Origin of the sequence: Streptomyces stoeckheimensis, assembly GCF_045822005.1 — a bacterium.
Classification (GTDB): domain Bacteria; phylum Actinomycetota; class Actinomycetes; order Streptomycetales; family Streptomycetaceae; genus Streptomyces; species Streptomyces stoeckheimensis.
The window spans coordinates 3,389,094-3,404,589 of sequence record NZ_CP169550.1 but is presented as its reverse complement, the minus strand read 5'-3'; the positions used below and the strand labels follow the sequence as shown (position 1 = coordinate 3,404,589).

19 protein-coding genes are annotated in these 15,496 nt (G+C 70.3%); 10 read left to right on the top strand and 9 right to left on the bottom strand.

The features are described 5' to 3' along the window. Nucleotides 1–195: 195 nt before the first annotated feature. Together ACE1OC_RS15200 and ACE1OC_RS15195 are read right to left on the bottom strand one after the other, a co-directional pair. The gene (locus ACE1OC_RS15200; RefSeq protein WP_407837475.1) at nt 196–1,701 is read right to left on the bottom strand and encodes an SH3 domain-containing protein; all 1,506 of its coding nucleotides are present in this window, start codon (nt 1,699–1,701) and stop codon (nt 196–198) included. A gap of 207 nt (nt 1,702–1,908) precedes the next feature. Continuing rightward, complete coding sequence (locus ACE1OC_RS15195; protein WP_407841565.1) at nt 1,909–2,454, bottom strand: TetR/AcrR family transcriptional regulator; 546 nt, start codon at nt 2,452–2,454, stop codon at nt 1,909–1,911. Between the two features lie 131 nt (nt 2,455–2,585). On the opposite strand from ACE1OC_RS15195, the gene ACE1OC_RS15190 reads away from it, so the two are divergent. The 3 genes from ACE1OC_RS15190 (at nt 2,586) to ACE1OC_RS15180 (ending at nt 4,019) form a co-directional block, all read left to right on the top strand. Then, a complete protein-coding gene (locus tag ACE1OC_RS15190) occupies nt 2,586–3,017 on the top strand; it encodes a nuclear transport factor 2 family protein (protein WP_351436860.1) in 432 nt (143 codons plus the stop codon). 49 nt (nt 3,018–3,066) lie between these two features. Beyond that, nucleotides 3,067–3,474, top strand: a complete 408-nt coding sequence (locus tag ACE1OC_RS15185) for a DUF1992 domain-containing protein (protein ID WP_407837474.1) — start codon at nt 3,067–3,069, stop codon at nt 3,472–3,474. A gap of 119 nt (nt 3,475–3,593) precedes the next feature. Further along, nucleotides 3,594–4,019: a hypothetical protein gene (locus ACE1OC_RS15180; RefSeq protein ID WP_407837473.1), complete on the top strand. Its 426-nt coding sequence runs from the start codon at nt 3,594–3,596 to the stop codon at nt 4,017–4,019. A 57-nt stretch (nt 4,020–4,076) separates the two neighbouring features. Here ACE1OC_RS15180 and ACE1OC_RS15175 read toward each other — a convergent pair whose 3' ends face one another. Both ACE1OC_RS15175 and ACE1OC_RS15170 read right to left on the bottom strand, forming a co-directional pair. Next, the gene (locus tag ACE1OC_RS15175; RefSeq protein WP_407837472.1) at nt 4,077–4,595 is read right to left on the bottom strand and encodes a proline dehydrogenase; all 519 of its coding nucleotides are present in this window, start codon (nt 4,593–4,595) and stop codon (nt 4,077–4,079) included. A 15-nt stretch (nt 4,596–4,610) separates the two neighbouring features. Further along, the gene (locus ACE1OC_RS15170) at nt 4,611–4,997 is read right to left on the bottom strand and encodes a VOC family protein (RefSeq protein WP_407837471.1); all 387 of its coding nucleotides are present in this window, start codon (nt 4,995–4,997) and stop codon (nt 4,611–4,613) included. Between the two features lie 144 nt (nt 4,998–5,141). Between ACE1OC_RS15170 and ACE1OC_RS15165 the strand changes: the two genes are divergently transcribed. The 3 genes from ACE1OC_RS15165 to ACE1OC_RS15155 are packed head-to-tail and all read left to right on the top strand — an operon-like array spanning nt 5,142 to nt 6,446. Further along, nucleotides 5,142–6,002, top strand: a complete 861-nt coding sequence (locus ACE1OC_RS15165) for a hypothetical protein (RefSeq protein WP_407837470.1) — start codon at nt 5,142–5,144, stop codon at nt 6,000–6,002. Then, complete coding sequence (locus tag ACE1OC_RS15160) at nt 5,999–6,130, top strand: hypothetical protein (protein WP_407837469.1); 132 nt, start codon at nt 5,999–6,001, stop codon at nt 6,128–6,130. Before ACE1OC_RS15165 ends, ACE1OC_RS15160 begins: the two co-directional genes overlap by 4 nt. Nucleotides 6,131–6,140: 10 nt before the next feature. Further along, nucleotides 6,141–6,446 (top strand): hypothetical protein, encoded by a 306-nt coding sequence (locus ACE1OC_RS15155; RefSeq protein WP_407837468.1) that lies wholly within the window; start codon nt 6,141–6,143, stop codon nt 6,444–6,446. 18 nt (nt 6,447–6,464) lie between these two features. Here the strand turns inward: ACE1OC_RS15155 and ACE1OC_RS15150 are convergent, their stop codons facing one another. The 3 genes from ACE1OC_RS15150 to ACE1OC_RS15140 all read right to left on the bottom strand — a co-directional run bounded on the left by ACE1OC_RS15150 (nt 6,465) and on the right by ACE1OC_RS15140 (nt 8,522). Next, on the bottom strand, nt 6,465–6,794 hold the full coding sequence (locus ACE1OC_RS15150) for an SDR family oxidoreductase (RefSeq protein ID WP_407837467.1): 330 nt from the start codon (nt 6,792–6,794) through the stop codon (nt 6,465–6,467). A gap of 2 nt (nt 6,795–6,796) precedes the next feature. Continuing rightward, entirely contained in the window at nt 6,797–7,795 is a 999-nt protein-coding gene (locus tag ACE1OC_RS15145) for an SGNH/GDSL hydrolase family protein (protein WP_407837466.1), read from the bottom strand. Between the two features lie 142 nt (nt 7,796–7,937). Continuing rightward, a complete protein-coding gene (locus ACE1OC_RS15140) occupies nt 7,938–8,522 on the bottom strand; it encodes a TetR/AcrR family transcriptional regulator (protein WP_407837465.1) in 585 nt (194 codons plus the stop codon). A gap of 137 nt (nt 8,523–8,659) precedes the next feature. Here ACE1OC_RS15140 and ACE1OC_RS15135 point away from each other — a divergent pair, with 137 nt between their 5' ends. Then, nucleotides 8,660–10,255, top strand: a complete 1,596-nt coding sequence (locus ACE1OC_RS15135) for an MDR family MFS transporter (RefSeq protein WP_407837464.1) — start codon at nt 8,660–8,662, stop codon at nt 10,253–10,255. A 288-nt stretch (nt 10,256–10,543) separates the two neighbouring features. Here ACE1OC_RS15135 and ACE1OC_RS15130 read toward each other — a convergent pair whose 3' ends face one another. Then, nucleotides 10,544–11,728 carry a L,D-transpeptidase gene (locus ACE1OC_RS15130; protein WP_407837463.1) on the bottom strand — a complete coding sequence of 395 codons (1,185 nt, stop codon included), beginning with the start codon at nt 11,726–11,728 and terminating at the stop codon, nt 10,544–10,546. 238 nt (nt 11,729–11,966) lie between these two features. On the opposite strand from ACE1OC_RS15130, the gene ACE1OC_RS15125 reads away from it, so the two are divergent. From ACE1OC_RS15125 to ACE1OC_RS15115, 3 genes are all read left to right on the top strand, one after another. Beyond that, on the top strand, nt 11,967–12,788 hold the full coding sequence (locus ACE1OC_RS15125; RefSeq protein ID WP_407837462.1) for a polysaccharide deacetylase family protein: 822 nt from the start codon (nt 11,967–11,969) through the stop codon (nt 12,786–12,788). A gap of 102 nt (nt 12,789–12,890) precedes the next feature. Further along, on the top strand, nt 12,891–13,220 hold the full coding sequence (locus tag ACE1OC_RS15120) for a nuclear transport factor 2 family protein (RefSeq protein ID WP_243335713.1): 330 nt from the start codon (nt 12,891–12,893) through the stop codon (nt 13,218–13,220). Nucleotides 13,221–13,322: 102 nt separating this feature from the next. Further along, entirely contained in the window at nt 13,323–13,949 is a 627-nt protein-coding gene (locus tag ACE1OC_RS15115) for a hypothetical protein (RefSeq protein ID WP_407837461.1), read from the top strand. Nucleotides 13,950–14,174: 225 nt separating this feature from the next. Here the strand turns inward: ACE1OC_RS15115 and ACE1OC_RS15110 are convergent, their stop codons facing one another. Continuing rightward, complete coding sequence (locus ACE1OC_RS15110) at nt 14,175–15,485, bottom strand: extracellular solute-binding protein (protein WP_407837460.1); 1,311 nt, start codon at nt 15,483–15,485, stop codon at nt 14,175–14,177. Between the last annotated feature and the right edge of the window lie 11 nt (nt 15,486–15,496).

Here is a 15,496-nt window from a genome sequence, read left to right as displayed (position 1 = left end):
AGGGCTACTCTTCGGTTTCTTTTGTTCAGCTACCTGTTGAAGGTGGGGATTAGCGGTCTGGGTGGAGGGCTACTGCGGATTTCGTTGTCCGTGCGGGTGTCTTCCACGGGGCGGAAAACGCCTTCGGTGCGCACCGGGGCTCGGGGGCCTCGATGCGCACCGAAGGGCGGGTGTGCGTCAGCAGGTGGCGCTGCGTCAGCAGGTGGGGATGCGGTTCAGGTTCGCGGCGTAGCGGGCGGCGATCCAGCCGCGGCCGTCGGCGAGCTTGTACCAAATGGCGTTGCCGTCGACCGTGGTGCCGTTGGTCTTGCACTGCACCTGGACCTCGGCGCCGTACTTGATCACGCCGCCGGTCTTCTTGTAGTGGGTGCCGGGGCCGGTGCGGACGTGCAGCTTGTCGCTGACGATGCGGGCCTTCGGCTTGCCGGGCTGGTCGCCCTTGCCCCCGTGGTCCTTACCGCCGTGGTCCTTGCCGCCGTGGTCCTTGCCGCACTTGCACGTTCCGGGCTTGCCCTGGTCGCCCTTCGGGCCCTTGGGACCCCTCGGACCCTGGTCTCCCTTGGGTCCGGGGAGGCCGGGCTTGCCCTTCGGGCCTTGCTCGCCCTTGGGTCCGGGGTGGCCCGGCTTGCCCTTCGGGCCCTGCTCGCCCTTGGGGCCTCGGTCGCCCTTCGGTCCACCCGGTCCGGTGTCCCCGCGGTCGCCCTTGTCACCCTTGTCGCCCTTGTCGCCCTTGGGGCCGCCGGCCGGGCCGGTGTCGCCCTTGGGGCCCTGGGGTCCGCCCGGTCCGGGTACGCCGGCCGGTCCCGTCGGGCCCTCGTTGCCCTGGTCGCCCTTCGGTCCCGCGGGGCCGGTGTCGCCCTTCGGGCCGCCCGCCGGGCCCGTGTCGCCCTTCGGGCCGGGTGCGCCGGTGTCGCCCTTGGGGCCCTGGGGGCCTCCGGCCGGCCCCTGGTCGCCCTTCGGTCCCGCGGGGCCGGTGTCGCCCTTCGGACCCTTGTGGCCCTTGGGCCCCTGCGGCCCCTTCGGCCCGTGGTCGCCCTTCTCGCCGCGGTCCCCCTTCTCGCCGCGGTCGCCGCGGTCCCCGCGCTCGCCCTTCTCGCCGCGCTCGCCCTGGTCACCCTTGTCGCCCTTGGGGCCGGGGCGGCCGTGCTGACCGGGCTTTCCGTCGTGGCCCGGCTTCCCGTCGTGCCCGTCGTGCCCGTCGTCGCCCTTGGGCCCCGTCACCGGGGTGGACACCGCGTAGAGACCGGGCGAGGCGCCCTCCGCAGCCCACTCGCCGCCGTCCAGGGTCGTTCCCTCGGGAGCATCCGCGTCCACCCGTACGAGTACCCCCAGCCGGGTGTCGCTCTGCGCCGGGAAGGCGAAGCCCGCCCGGGTCCCTGCGTCGCAGGTCAGCTGGCGGGCGTTGCCCGACAGGGTGCAGGGCGCGCCCGCACGGTCGCCGTTCCAGTAGAAGCGGGCCTCGGGGAAGGTCGTCCGCTCCGGCGCGGTGATCCGGAAGCTGCTGCTGTGGGCCGGATCGCCGCTGGTCTCCGCCACGATCACCACACGGCCGGTCTTTCCGGCGGCGATCGAGGGGACGTACGGCTGGGAGAACCGGATGTGCGGCGAGCCGGCGGCGAAAGCCGGCATCGCCGGCATCAGGCAGGTCGCGGTGACGGCCGCGACGACCAGGGCGGCCGACGTGCAGCGGGAAGCAGACAAGGGTGTTTCCTCCGCGAGGAAAAGCGACGGAACCGGAGGGTGACCGCCGAATGCGGTCTTCCGGTGGACAAAGGTCCCAACACCAGTTAAAAGCTGACAATGCGACGCGCTTGTGTACGACGCGTAACCGCTCACTCGGCAGCCGCGTGAATCCCTCGGTCGGTCCCTTCGCCAGTCCCTCCGCCAGTCCCTCCGCCAGTCCTTCCGTCAGCCCGTCCCGTCCGCCCGGACCAGGACGTACGCCGCCTCGCGCGCCCGCACCGCCGCCCCCGGGCCCGGTTCCAGGGCCGCGACCACCGTCGCCCCCTCGACCAGCAGCAGCAGCTGCTCCGCCAGACCCTCCCGGCCCGGACCGGCGATGCCGGCCAGCAGCGCCCGTAGCTCCGCCTTGTGGCGGCGTACGACGTCCAGCACCCCGGCGGGACCCGCGCCCAGCTCCCCGTACGCGTTCAGGAACGCGCAGCCGCGGAAGTCCGGCTCCGAGAACCACTCCGCGAGCCACTCGAAGACCGCCCCGACGGGGTCGGCCTGTCCTCTGGTCGCTGCGCTCAGGCTCGCCATCCAGCGGCGGTCGCGGCGCTCCAGATAGGCGGTGACCAGCGCTTCCTTGGCCGGGTAGAGCCGGTAGAGCCGCTTGAGGGGGATGCCCGACTCCGTGCGGATGCGGTCCATGCCCACGGCCTGGATGCCTTCGGCGTAGAACAGCGCCTCCGCGGCGTCCAGCAGGCGGGTGCGGGCCTCTTCGTCGTTCATCGGGGCGGGGGCTGAAGGCATGAAAGCAGCGTAGACCAGAATCGCTTGCGCGGAGAACGCCCGTTCTCTACTCTCGGGACAGAGCCGAGAACGACCGTTCTCCACTCTCCCCAGCCGAGAGGTGTCCCACCGTGACCGCCACTCCTTCCTCTCCCTCCGTGCGACCGCCGCTGCCGCCCTTCACCGAGGAGTCCGCCCGCGCCAAGGTGCAGGCCGCCGAGGACGCCTGGAACAGCCGCGACCCCGAGCGCGTCGCCCTCGCCTACACCGAGGACTCCGCCTGGCGGAACCGCGACCGCTTCCTGAACGGGCGCGCCGAGATCCGCGCCTTCCTCGCCGACAAGTGGGAGCGCGAGCTGGAGTACCGGCTGCGCAAGGAACTGTGGGCGTACACCGACAACCGCATCTCCGTGCGCTTCGAGTACGAATGGCACGACGCGAGCGGCCAGTGGTGGCGCAGCCACGGCAACGAGCAGTGGGAGTTCGACGCCGCGGGCCTGATGCGCCGCCGCGAGGCCAGCATCAACGACATCCCGATCAAGGAGTCGGACCGCCGCCTCTGAGGCCGTCGGCACGCCGGAGTTATGCTGGCGGGGACCCTTGGGAGGCAACGTGACCGAGCGCAAACCACCTGGTGTCAGCTTCGAATCCTTCGTGGACCGCCAGATCAGACAGGCCGGTGAACGCGGGGACTTCGCGGACCTGCCCGGCTTCGGCAAACCGCTGGCCTCGCTCGACGCCCCGTACGACGAGCTGTGGTGGATCAAGGGCAAACTGCACCGCGAGGGCTTCGCGGTCCTCCCGCCGGCGCTCGCGCTGCGCAAGGAGGCGGAGGACGCCCGGGAGGCGCTCAAGGCCGCCCGCACCGAACGCCAGGCCCGCGCCCTCCTCACGGAGATCAACGACAAGATCCGCACGGCCCTGCGCAGGCCCCCGCCCGGCCCCCCGCTGAACCTCAAGGAATTCGACGTGGAAGCCGAACTCACCCGGTGGCGCGAGTCCCGAGAGTCCCGCTACTGAACTTGATCGGGTGATGTCGGAGCTGTTCGCCCGCCGCCGCCCTGTGGTCTCGCCGGTGCCCTTGGCCGTACCTTGGAATTCGATTGCCGCCGGCCCATCGAGTGCGCAGATACTTCGGCATGAGCAGACTCGCTGAGGTCATCGTGCTGGCACCGTTCGCGGGCGAGGTGATGGAACCCCTGACACGGCCGGACGACTCGCGCGACTGGGGAGGCCGCTTCGAGCCGCTCTACCATGTCGACGGGTGGGTGAGCGAGTTCAACCGAAGGCGATCCGGCCTGTTTCGACACCTGGAGTCCCTGGCGTGGCCGAACCCGGCGAGCGTGCAGGTACTCATCCATGACGAGGAAGACGACTGCTTCGGGCTGTGGATGATCCAAGACGGCGTGCTGACCGAGGTGTCACTTCCTGGCCATAGGCGTCTACACCCTCCCGCGCCGACCACTGAGGAGTGCCCACCCGAGCCGGGCCTGCTGTGGCGAACGGAGACGACCGCTCCGCCCGGCTTCTCCACCGAGCGGCAGGATCCACGCCCGGCCTGGTAGGGCTCACTCATCCACCCAGATTTCAGTAGCGCCGGGCCGGCACGAACGGCGACGCGGTCACGCGGCTTTGCCGATGACGTTGCGGGCCGCGAGGCGGAAATCCTTGACCGCTTGGTAGAGGGCTCGCTCGCGTTCGGCGGCAAGGGCGGTGTCTTCGGCCCGGTGGGCCGTGATTCCGGCGTGGGCGTTGTCGGCCATGCGTCGCATGACGTGTGAGAGATCGCCGGAGGCCTTGGCAACGCGGTCCGCGACGTCCGCGAGAGACGCCGGCCCTTCGAGGATGACGACTTCGCCCACCCGATGGACCTCGCGGGCCAGAGCGATGAAGCGGCCTATCTTCTCGTCCACATCGGCGAGGTCCGGTCGGTCCGAACGCAGCGCGTCGAGGACGGCGTCCATGGCGATGTCGCGGTCATGGAGAGCGCCGAGGTAGCCCGCGTACGCGTCGCGGCGATGCTGGCGGCGCCATTGGGCGTGCTGGGACCGTGCCTGGGCACGGCCGTTGACGAATGCGGCCCCCAGGGTGGTGGCGGAACCGACGGCAGCGCCCAGCAGTGCGGCAAGTCCTGAGTCCATGGGCCCAGTCTGCCGTCAGGGCGTGTGCGCGGCGGTGCGGTCGGAGTCGCTGCGCAGGACGCAGAACTCGTTGCCCTCGGGGTCGGCGAGGACCGCCCACCCCGAACCGTCCTGCTCCCGGTGGTCGCCGACGAAGGTGGCTCCGAGACTCAGGAGCCGGTCCACTTCCCGGTCCCGCGAGGTCTCGGGGCGCAGGCACAGGTGGATCCGGTTCTTGACCGTCTTGGCCTCGGGAACCTGGTTGAAGTACAGCACCGGCCCCTCCGCCAACAGCACCTGAGTCTCCCGGGCACCCGGCCGGTCCTCCGGAGAGAGCGGGGAGCCGGTGACCCGGCTCCAGAACAGGGCCAACTCGTAGGCGTCCGCACAGTCGATCGCCACGTTCTGCACTACCGAAACCATGCTCCGAGTCTTCCCGATCTTCGACTGCGGGGCACGGGACGTGACGGAGGCCACAGGCGGCGCTCAGAAGATTCTTTGCCGATTGGGCCGGCTCCCGCGCCCAGGGGGAGAGAACCTCGAGAACCTCACCCTGAAGGAAGGCCCATGATCACCTTGGAGTCCGTCAGCGTCTGCCCGGCGTGCGTCGCCGAAACCCAGCATCCGGGCACGGCGGAAGAACGGGCCGCCATCGGCGCGGAACGGGCTTCCGGCCACTACCCCGAGATCCTGCACGGGGTCACCCATGCGGCCATGAGGCTCCTGGCACTCCTCCCTCATATGTCCGAGGAGGGTCGGAGGGACCTCATGCCGAACCTCTACCGCGCCGTCTCCAGCGTGCTGTTGGCTCTGGCCGCCGCCTTCCCGTGGCAACTGACCCGCTCCGAGCGGCTGTTGCTGCAGAACGCGCTGGTCGCCCGCAACGCGGCCATCGAGGGTGACCACGTCACGGTCGACGAGTTCAGCCGTACCTGGCTGGGGCTGGCGCATCCCGCACGGTGGCGGGCGGCCGTGGAGATGGCCCTGCTGGGCGACTGGGTGGACCGGCTCCGCGACCGCGCGGCCGACGACCCGGCACTCAGACACCTGCTGCGCCGGGAGGCCGACGAAGCGCACCACCAGATGCTGCCGCTGTGGGAACACCGGACCCGCGGCCAACGCGTCACCCTGCTGAGCCGACCCGTCGGCGACGGCCTCACCCTCGCCGACGTGGTGACCGACCGGCGCTGCCCCGAGTCGCTGCTCGTGGACGACGAGTTCCACGACCAGCGGGTCGGCGTCGTACTGCGGCAGCTCGCCGAGCCGGAGGAGAAGGTGGCCCGCACCTGGGCAGCCGGCGCCGACTCCTGGGCGGCGGCCGCCCTCGACAGCGCGCAGCCGGCGACGTACGGCGAGCGGGTACGCCGCAAGCTCCACCGCCTGGGCGCCCGCCAGGCAGAGCGTGCCGCCGCGGCGGTGACGCGGTGAACGAAGTCCTGCACGCCGCTCTGCCCGAACTGCTGGGTGGCCTCGGCACCGCCGTCGTCCTGCTCATCGGCTCAGCCGTCCACCGCACACTCCGCGACCGGTTCAAGAAGCCGCCCGCAGCGGAGTGACCAGACGTCGATGCGCCGCTGCCGGCCGGAGTCCTCCGCTCCGGCCAGGTTCTCGCCCGGGGCCAGGAGCGAGAGGAGCCGCACCGGCCGCGATCATCTGCCAGGCCGAGGGCTGGACGGGCTGCTGCCGGTCTGGGTGCGCAACCTCGCCTACCGGCTCATCACCCTCCAGCGGCCCGAGGACGTGGCCCTGTTGAGAGAAGCGGCCCTGAGTCTTTACGCGTACGGACCGACCTGGGACGCCGATGCCGATGCGCTGACGCTCCAGGCGGACGAGCTGGAAGGAAAGGCCGCCGCGGCCGCGGCGGGTTCCTGAGACCTGTCCGGCCCGCCGTCAGCGGGTGGTCCAGCCGCCGTCGAGGATGAGGTTGGCGCCGGTCATGTTGGAGGACATGTCCGAGGCCAGGAACAGGGCCGCCGAAGCCACCTCGTCCGGACGGCCGAGCCGTCCGAGGAGGGTGCGTGCCTCGAAGTCCGCGCGCATGGCCTCCGGGTCCGGACTGGCGAGGAAGACCCCCTCCAGCAGCTCGGTCGAAATCGGGCCCGAGCAGAGGGCGTTGATGCGGATGCCGGCCTTCGCGTGGTCGATGGCCGTCGCCTTGGTCAGCTGGATCACCCCGCCCTTGGAGGCGCAGTACGCCGCCACGCCCGCGTCACCGACCAAGGTCAGGATCTGGTCGCCCCCAGCGCGGTCAGGGCCTCGGTGACGCGGTCCGCCTGGTGGGTGGCGCCGCGGAGGTTCGGGTGGAGCACGGTGCAGGCCTCGCCCCGGGCCGGGATGGAGCGGCACAGCTCGGAGGGCGGGTCGCTCTGGTCGCCCGGCCCGGTCAGGCTGTCCTTGATCCCGTACATCCAGCGCTGCTCGGCGGCCGCGCACACCCCGTGCCCGATGCTGGAGGAGTACGTGTCCACGTACACCGCGCCGCTCCTGCGGGCCTGCTCCCGCAGGAGGGTGTTGAGCCGGCGCTCCACGGAGTCGAGCCAGGGCATGTCGCCCTTGGCGACGGTTCCGAACTGGCGCCAGGACCCCCAGGTGCAGCCCGCGGAACTGTCCACGACGGCCGGATAGCCGACGACCGCCACCCCGGCGCGCGGTGCACGCGTGCGGATCTCCTTCAGCAGGGCCGCGAAATCGGCTTCCAGTGCGGTGAACCGGGCGTCGAGCCCCGCGGCGCCCCTGCCCCGCGCGTAGTGATCGGTGCACGGGGAGCCCGTGCCGAAAGAGGCCATGCCCCGCTTCACGCAGGCCTCGACGATCTCGGCGAAGCCCACGGAGTTGCCGCCGGCGCCGACCGTGACGAGATCGGCGGCTGCCGTAACGGCCTTGATCTGCGCCGGTTTGGCGGCCCATCCACCCGGTGGCGGCACGGACGGCGGCCCCTTCAGCTCGGACTGCGGACCCAGCAGCCCCGCTCTGACCTCGGCGGCGGAGCAGGTGACATCGGTGAGCTTGACCTTCAGCCGCCGCGCGGCCTGGTGCGGATAGTCCTGCTCGGAGCGGCCGCAGCCGTCGGCGTTCCAGGGGCGCACGAAGGAGGCGGCGCTGTACGAGTCCCCGAGGGCGACGTAGGAGAGGGGGCCGGCCGGGGCGGGCGCCTGCGGCGCGAGCGCGGCGGCGAAGACGGCTGCCGCGGCAGCGACGGTGGTGAGGGCGAGACGCATCATGACGGCGGTGCCTTTGGCTCGGGCGGCGCCGCAGCCTTTCCGCAGCGCACCTCACCAAAAGTAGCCGCTTTGACTACGGAGAGTAATTATTTGGGGTCTTGTTCGTTCGATCGAGTGAATGATCGGGTGGGCGAAGGGGGGGCTACGCCTGTCCGTGGGCCTGGGTGATCAGGTCCGTCGCGACCTGCAGGGCGGCCTGGCGGGTCTCCTCCGGGTCGCCCTCCACGTGCTGGAGGAACATCATTCCCGCGTGCAGGGTGAACAGGGCGCTCACGCACCGCACTTGATCGACCAGCGGGGCGTCCTCCTGGCCGGTCCGGAGCAAGTCCACCAGGGCGAAGAGCCGCTTCTTCACCGTCTCGCCGATGGTCAGTTCCCGCAGCGAGGCCTGGTTCTCCTGCATGAAGCGGTACAGCGAGGCGCCGCCGGCCATCGCCTCGCTGTAGCGGCGCAGGACCTCCCGCTTCATCTCCAGCGTGCGCGGCTGCTCCTCCGCCCACCGGATCAACTCGTCGATGGGCCGCGTCAGGTCCTCGAACAGGCTGATGATGATGTCTTCCTTGGTCTTGAAGTGGTAGTACAGCGCCGCCTTCGTGACCCCCAGCCGCTCCGCGATCTCCCGCAGCGACGTCTTCTCGTACCCCTGCTCGGCGAAGAGTTCCAGTGCGACGTCCTGGATGCGCTGCCGCGTATCGCCGCGGCGCTGCTGCGGACTGCTGCTGGACATGACTCTCCCCTGTACTACTCGCTCGATTACTTACTTGACGCCCGGCTAGTTGCGGGTCTACCTTCCCCAGTGTAGTCAACTAGCCGGTCGGCAAGTAAGTCCCAGGGGCCGGTGCGTATGCGCCAGGGGAGTGGAACATGGTGGAAAACAAGATCAAGTCGGACACCTCGGAGGAGGTGAAGCCGCGCAGCGTGCGGGTCGTCCTGATGGCGCTCATGATCGCGATGCTGCTGGCCATGCTCGACAACATGATCATCGGTACGGCCATGCCCACGATCGTCGGCGAGCTCGGCGGCCTGGAACACCTCTCGTGGGTCGTCACCGCCTACACCCTGGCCACCGCCGCCTCCACTCCCATCTGGGGCAAGATCGGCGACATGTACGGGAGGAAGGGCTCCTTCCTCACCTCGATCGTCATCTTCCTGGTCGGCTCCGCGCTCAGCGGCATGGCCCAGGACATGGGCCAGCTCATCGGCTTCCGCGCGATCCAGGGCCTCGGCGCCGGCGGTCTGATGGTCGGCGTCATGGCGATCATCGGCGACCTGATCCCGCCCCGCGAGCGCGGCAAGTACCAGGGCATGATGGCCGGCGTGATGGCCCTCGCCATGATCGGCGGACCGCTGGTCGGCGGCACCATCACCGACCACATGGGCTGGCGCTGGTCCTTCTACATCAACCTGCCGCTCGGCGCCGTGGCCCTGGCCATGGTCACCGCGGTGCTGCACCTTCCGAAGAAGACGCACGGGGCGGAGCGCCCCAAGATCGACTACCTCGGCGCGGCCCTGCTGACCATCGCCATCACCTCCACCGTCCTGGTCACCACCTGGGGCGGCACCGAGTACGCCTGGGGCTCCGCCGAGATCATCGGCCTGATCGCCGTCGGCATCGCCTCCACCGCCGGCTTCCTCTACGCCGAAACCAAGGCCGCCGACCCGGTCATGCCGCTGCACATCTTCCGCAGCCGCAACTTCACCCTCATGTCCGTGATCGGCTTCCTGGTCGGCTTCGCGATGTTCGGCGGCGTGCTCTACCTGCCGCTCTTCCAGCAGTCGGTCCAGGGCGCCTCGGCCACCAACTCCGGCCTGCTGCTCCTCCCGATGCTGCTCTCGATGATGGTCGTCTCGCTGATCGCGGGCCGGATCACCACCAGCAGCGGCAAGTACAAGATCTTCCCGATCGTCGGCGGTGCGCTCATGGTCGTCGGGCTCTTCCTGCTCGCCACCATGGACACCGGGACGACGCGCCTGATGTCCGGCGTGTACATGGCCGTCCTCGGCGCCGGTCTCGGCTTCCTGATGCAGATCACGATGCTGGTCGCCCAGAACAGCGTCGAGATGAAGGACATGGGCGTCGCGTCCTCCTCGGCGACCCTGTTCCGTACGCTCGGCGGCTCCTTCGGCGTGGCCCTGATGGGCTCCCTGTTCACCAGTCAGGTCACCAGCACCATGACCGACCGGCTCGGTCCGGAGGCGGCGGCCAAGGCGGGCTCCGCGCAGTTGGACGCGGCGAGTCTGGCGAAGCTTCCGGAGGTCGTCCGGGACGCCTACCAGCACGCGGTGGCCGCCGGTACGCACTCGGCGTTCCTGCTGGGTGCGGGGATCGCGGTACTGGGCTTCGCGGCCGCCTGGTTCGTCAAGGAGGTCCCCCTCCGGGGCGCCGGGCCGGCGGGTGCGTCCGGTGGCGGTGGCTCGGCGAAGTCAGAGGTGGCGCCGGAGGCGGCCGTCATGCACTGAGTTGCTCCCGCGTGGGTTCGGGGTGGGCCCGGCTCGGTGGATCTACGGATCCTCCGGGCCGGGCCCATCTGCGTGCCCGGGGCGGGACCCGCGTCCCGGGCCGGGCCGGTCGGCTGCGGTCGGGTGGCGCGGCCGGGTCGTGGGGCCGCTGCGCGGGGCCTTCCCCCACCCCGCCCCTTCCCGAAACCGGGCTCCGCCCGGACCCGTCGGGGGCTCCGCCCCCGGACCCCCGCGCCTCAAACGCCGGCGAGGCTGGAAAGGCTCAAACGCCGGCGAGGCTGTAGTGGCTCAAACGCCGGTGAGGCTCGAGAGGTTCTGCCAGTTTTCCCACGACAGGTTCCACTCGCCGAAGCCGTTGCCGGCGGCCACCGTTTCCTTGCCGCCCGTGACCTCGAAGACGTCGCCGACCTGGGCCTGGTCGTAGAACCACGTGGCGTCCGCCGTCTTCATGCCGATGCAGCCGTGGCTCCTGTTCGCCGAGCCGATGTAGCTCTCCGCCCATTCCGCCTGGTGCGCGAACGTGCCCGAGACCGTCATGCGCATCGACTTGTCGACCCACTGGTCGTAGCCGGTCAGGCCGACCGAAGCGGCCGTCATCTTGATCCGCCCCTCCTTCGCCATGAGGGGCATCTTCCCGCTCCACGTCGGCGTCTTCGCCGGATCGCCCGCCGTGATCGGGATCGACTTCACCGTTCGGCCGTCGCGCTCCAGGGTCAGCCGGTGGCCGGGGATGTCGACCTTGGCCAGCTGGCTGCTGCCGATGGTGGCGGAGGTCGCGTACGACTTCGTCAGGTAGCGGCCGGTGCCCGTGTCGACCCCCGAAAGGGGAGCTTCCAGCGTCACCCGCGTGCCCGGCTTCCAGTACTCCTTCGGCCGCCAGTCCACGCGGTCCTTGCCGGTGAGGGTCTCCGTCAGCCAGCCCCACGAGCCCTCGGTGCCGTTGTTCGTGGTCACCTTCAGCCGCCGCTCGATCTCGGCCTTGTTCGTTATCTTGTGGTCGAAGGTGAGGGAGAGGGGCTGGCCCACGCCGACCGTCGTCCCGCCCGCGGGCAGTACGGTCACCGTCTCCGTCTGCTCCTTCGACGGGGCGAGGGTGCGGAAGGTCGACTCCGACGCCGTCTCCTTGCCGTCCTCCGAGGCGGCCGTCGCCCTCACCTTGTACTCCGTGTCCACCGCCAGACCGTCCTTCGGCGTGAACGCCCCGTCCTTGAGCGTGCCCTCGGCCGGCTTCCCGTCCGGCCCCGTCACGGTCAGCGCCGTCAGGGTGCCGTTGTTCACCCGCGCCGTGAGCGGCTCGTTCGGCTTGACGTCCTTCGCCCCGTCAGCCGGTACGACGCTCACCTCGGCGGCCGGCCGCGAGGCCCCCGCGACGTCCCCGCCCCCGCCCCCGTCCCCGTCGCCCCCGCATGCCGTCACCGACAGCGCGATCAGGGTGAGCAGCGTGAAGGAGGATGTGATGGCTGCCTTGCGCATGGGTAGGTGAACCTCCGGCTAGAGCCCGGGTCTTGGACCGGGATGTCCGGTATGAGGCCGGTCCGATCGTCCTCGGTTTCAGTCGGGACGGAATTCGGGACGATCAAGGACCAAAGTCCTACAACCCGGAATTTATGGGCCATTCGGCTGGAACCCCGCATCCGCGCCCGACGTCCTGACCAGTGCGAGGTCACACGGCGGACGTGAATATGGGGAGTTGAGACAGCACATGGGGTTCATGACGCGCACGCAGATGCGGGGTACGAAGGCGCGGATCGCCGTCGCCGGAGCGGTGGTGGCGGTGGCCGCGACCGCGTGGGGGGTGACGGCGCTCGTCGACCCGGGCCAGGACACCAACCACCAGAACGTCTCCCGGCAGACCGACGACCCCGCGCAGGGCGCCGGCGACCCGCAGGCGCCCGGGAAGCCGGGCGGGCAGGTCCCGGACGGCATAGCCCACGCGTCGGAGAGCGGCGGGAACACGGTCAACATCACCATCGACGACGGGCCCGACCCCAAGTGGACCCCGAAGGTGCTGGAAGTCCTGAAGAAGTACGACGTGAAGGCGGTCTTCTGCATGATCGGACCGCAGGCCAAGGACCACCCCGACCTGGTCAAGAAGGTCGTCGCCGGCGGCCACCGGCTCTGCGACCACACCATGGACCACAACACCGGGATGGACAAGAAGCCCTTCCCCTACCAGCAGCAGCAGATCCTCGACGCGAAGAAGCAGATCGAGGACGCCGCGGGCGGCGGGGCCAAGGTGGAGTACTACCGGGCGCCCGGCGGCGCGTTCACCCCCGAGAGCCGGGCCCTGGCCGCCGCCAACGGCATGCGCCCGCTCGGCTGGAACATCGACACCAAGGACTTCAGCAAGCCCGGAGTGGCCGCGATCGTGGGCACGGTCAAGGCCGAGATGGGCAACGGCCCGACCATCCTCTTCCACGACGGCGGCGGCGACCGCACCCAGAGCGTCGAAGCCCTCGACCAGGTCCTCGCCTGGTTGAAGGAACAGGGCCGGCCGACCGGCTTCCCGGTGGTCACCGGCCCCAGCGCCTGACACGCCGTCCGGCGGCGAACGGGTGAGGGTCGACGCCCCGCCGCCGCCCGGGGTGTTCCCTGGTCGCGCACGCAAGTCCGTACGCCCGACCAGGAGGTCTCCGTGGCCATCGCCCCCGGGAAGCTGTCCGACCCCGTCGTCGGCGCCCTCGTCAGCGCGGTCAACGCGCACGACAAGGACGCCTTCCTCGCGCTCCTGACCGCCGACGCGACCATGTCCGACGACGGAACGGAGCGCGACCTCCACGAGTGGATCGACCGGGAGATCTTCGACTCCGGTGGCCATATGGACGTCCAGTCCGAGTCCGACGGCGGCCGCACCCTGACCGTCGGCTACCGCAACGACACCTGGGGAGAGATGCGCACCTCCTGGCGGTTCGTCATCGCCCCCGGCGGCGGCCGCATCAGCCGCTTCGAGACCGGTCAGGCGTAGCGGCCGTCCTGCGCCCGTCCACCACCGCCCGGCCGGATCCCGTACGGGTGAAAGGGCGCCCGGCGTCGTTCCGGCCCGCCGGAGGGTCCCGTTGGTCCGGGCATGAACCGCACCCGCACCGCCGTCCTCGTCCTCGCCGCCGCCGCGGCGGCCCTCGCCCCGGCCCTCTCGGGCGCGGCCACCGCCGCGGACGGTACGGCGTACCTCCAGGATCCGAGCGGAGGGGAGAAGTCGATGAAGTCGATGTGGACCAAGGACGACATGCACAAGGTGGAGGCGCAGTTCCGCTTCCACCCCACCATCCAGTACAAGACGATCACCCGCCCCGGCCCCAAGGGGGCCGAGGAGTACGAGCGCAAGGTCGGCGACCCCAAGACGCTGGCCTGGGCGCCGGTGTACGAGTTCGCGTGGTCGGTGGCGGATTCGCAGGGGGTCAAGAAGGTGCTGACGACGAAGGACGGCAAGCAGGCGCTCGTCCTGCACGCCGTCCTGCGCGATGCCCGGCGCGCCGAAGTGGCGCGGGTGCACCAGGAGCTTCAGAACAGGCCGGCGACCGGGCGTACGAAGGTCCCGGGCGGCAAGCGCATCACGTGCGACACCGGCGTGTACACGGTGGAATGGTCGGTCACCCGCACCGGCTACGGCACCCTCACCGGGTCCCTGCCGTGGGACTCCAGCTGCGAGCAGTACCGCACGGCCTTCACGCCGAAGAACCAGGGCGCCAGCTAGGACGGAGAGCGGTGGGGCGGGGAGGGGTGGGGCGGGGAGGGGTGGGCCGGCCGCCCCGCGCGCCTTGTGGGCGCTTGCGGGCGACTGGGCCTCGGCCTTGGATCAAAGCCGTACCAGCCATCATGCCGCCCGGGATGGGGTGCGGCACGGGGCGAAGGTCCCTTTCGGCAGGGGCGTTCGGGGGTTCTTCCTCGACAGCGGGAGCGATGCCGGCAGGGCGCCGGGTCAGCGCCCCTTCCTGGCGTCGTTCGCCTTGGTGGCGATCTCCTCCAGGACGGCCTTCGGGTCGCCGGAAGGATCCACGGCGCGGCCGATGTTGCGCTTGATGGTGTCGCTGATCACCACCCAGGACGGGTCGTTGACCGGATACAGCTGAGCGCCGCGCAGGGCGTTCAGGAACTGCTGGTCGTTCTTGTCCATGCCCGAGGATCCGGCCAGCGTGCGGGACGCCGAGACGGTGGACGGCAGCAGGTGGTAGCGGCCGGCGAAGTCCGCCAGGTTCTTGTCCCGGTAGACGAACTCCAGGAACTTGCCGATCTCGTCGCGGTGGCCGTTCTGCTTGAAGGCCATCATCCAGTCGGCCACGCCCACGTTCGGCGGGACCTCCCCGGAGCCCAGCATGTCCGAGACGGGCATCGCGACGGCGCCGACCGTGATCCCCTTGGCGCGCGCTTCGTGCGCGAGCTGGGGGTAGCCGTTGAGCATGCCGACCTCGCCGCGCGTGAAGGCGGCGAAGGCGTCGGCGCGGTTGAGCTGCGACGGGGGAGTGGGACCGAGCAGACCGGGTTCGACCAGGTGCTGCTTGATCCACTTGAAGGTCGCGATGTTCTGGTCGGAGGCCAGGCTGTAGTTGCCGCTGCTGTCGGCGTACCCGCCGCCGTTGCTGAGCTCCCAGATCATCGCCTCGGCGTGCGCCTCTTCCGGGCCCAGGGGCATGGCGAGCGGGGTCTTCACGCCCTTGGCCTTGAGCGCCGTGGCCGCGGCCTTCAGGTCCATCCAGGTCTTGGGCTGCCAGCCGTTCTTGGAGTCCTTCGGGATGACCCCGGCGTCGGTGAGCAGCTTCTCGTTGTAGAAGAGGAGGCGGCTGCTCGCCACGAAGGGCAGGCCGTAGAGGGTGTTGCGGACGGAACCGGCGTCGGAGAGGGGCTGGAGGAAGTTCGCCTCGGCGGTGACCGAGAGGAGCTCGGGCGCGGAATAGAGCTTGCCCTGCGCCGCGAAGTCCGAGTAACCGCCCATGAGCGCCATGTCCGGGGCGTTGCCGGCCTTGACCATGCGGGAGACTTCGCGGTCGATGTCGGCCCACGGCAGGAGCTGGACCTGCACCTTGATGCCGGGGTTCGCGGCGGTGAAATCAGCCGTCACCTTGTCCCAGAAAGCCTTGGAACTGGTGGCCGGGTTGTCCCCGTATTCGGCGGCGACGAGGCGGAGGGCACCGCCGTCACCAGCGCTTCCGCCGGAGCTGCCGCAGCCGGCCAGCGGTATCAGCAGACCGAGCACGACCGTGGTGGCGGCCGCGCTGAAGATTCTTCGTCGCACGGTTGGATTCC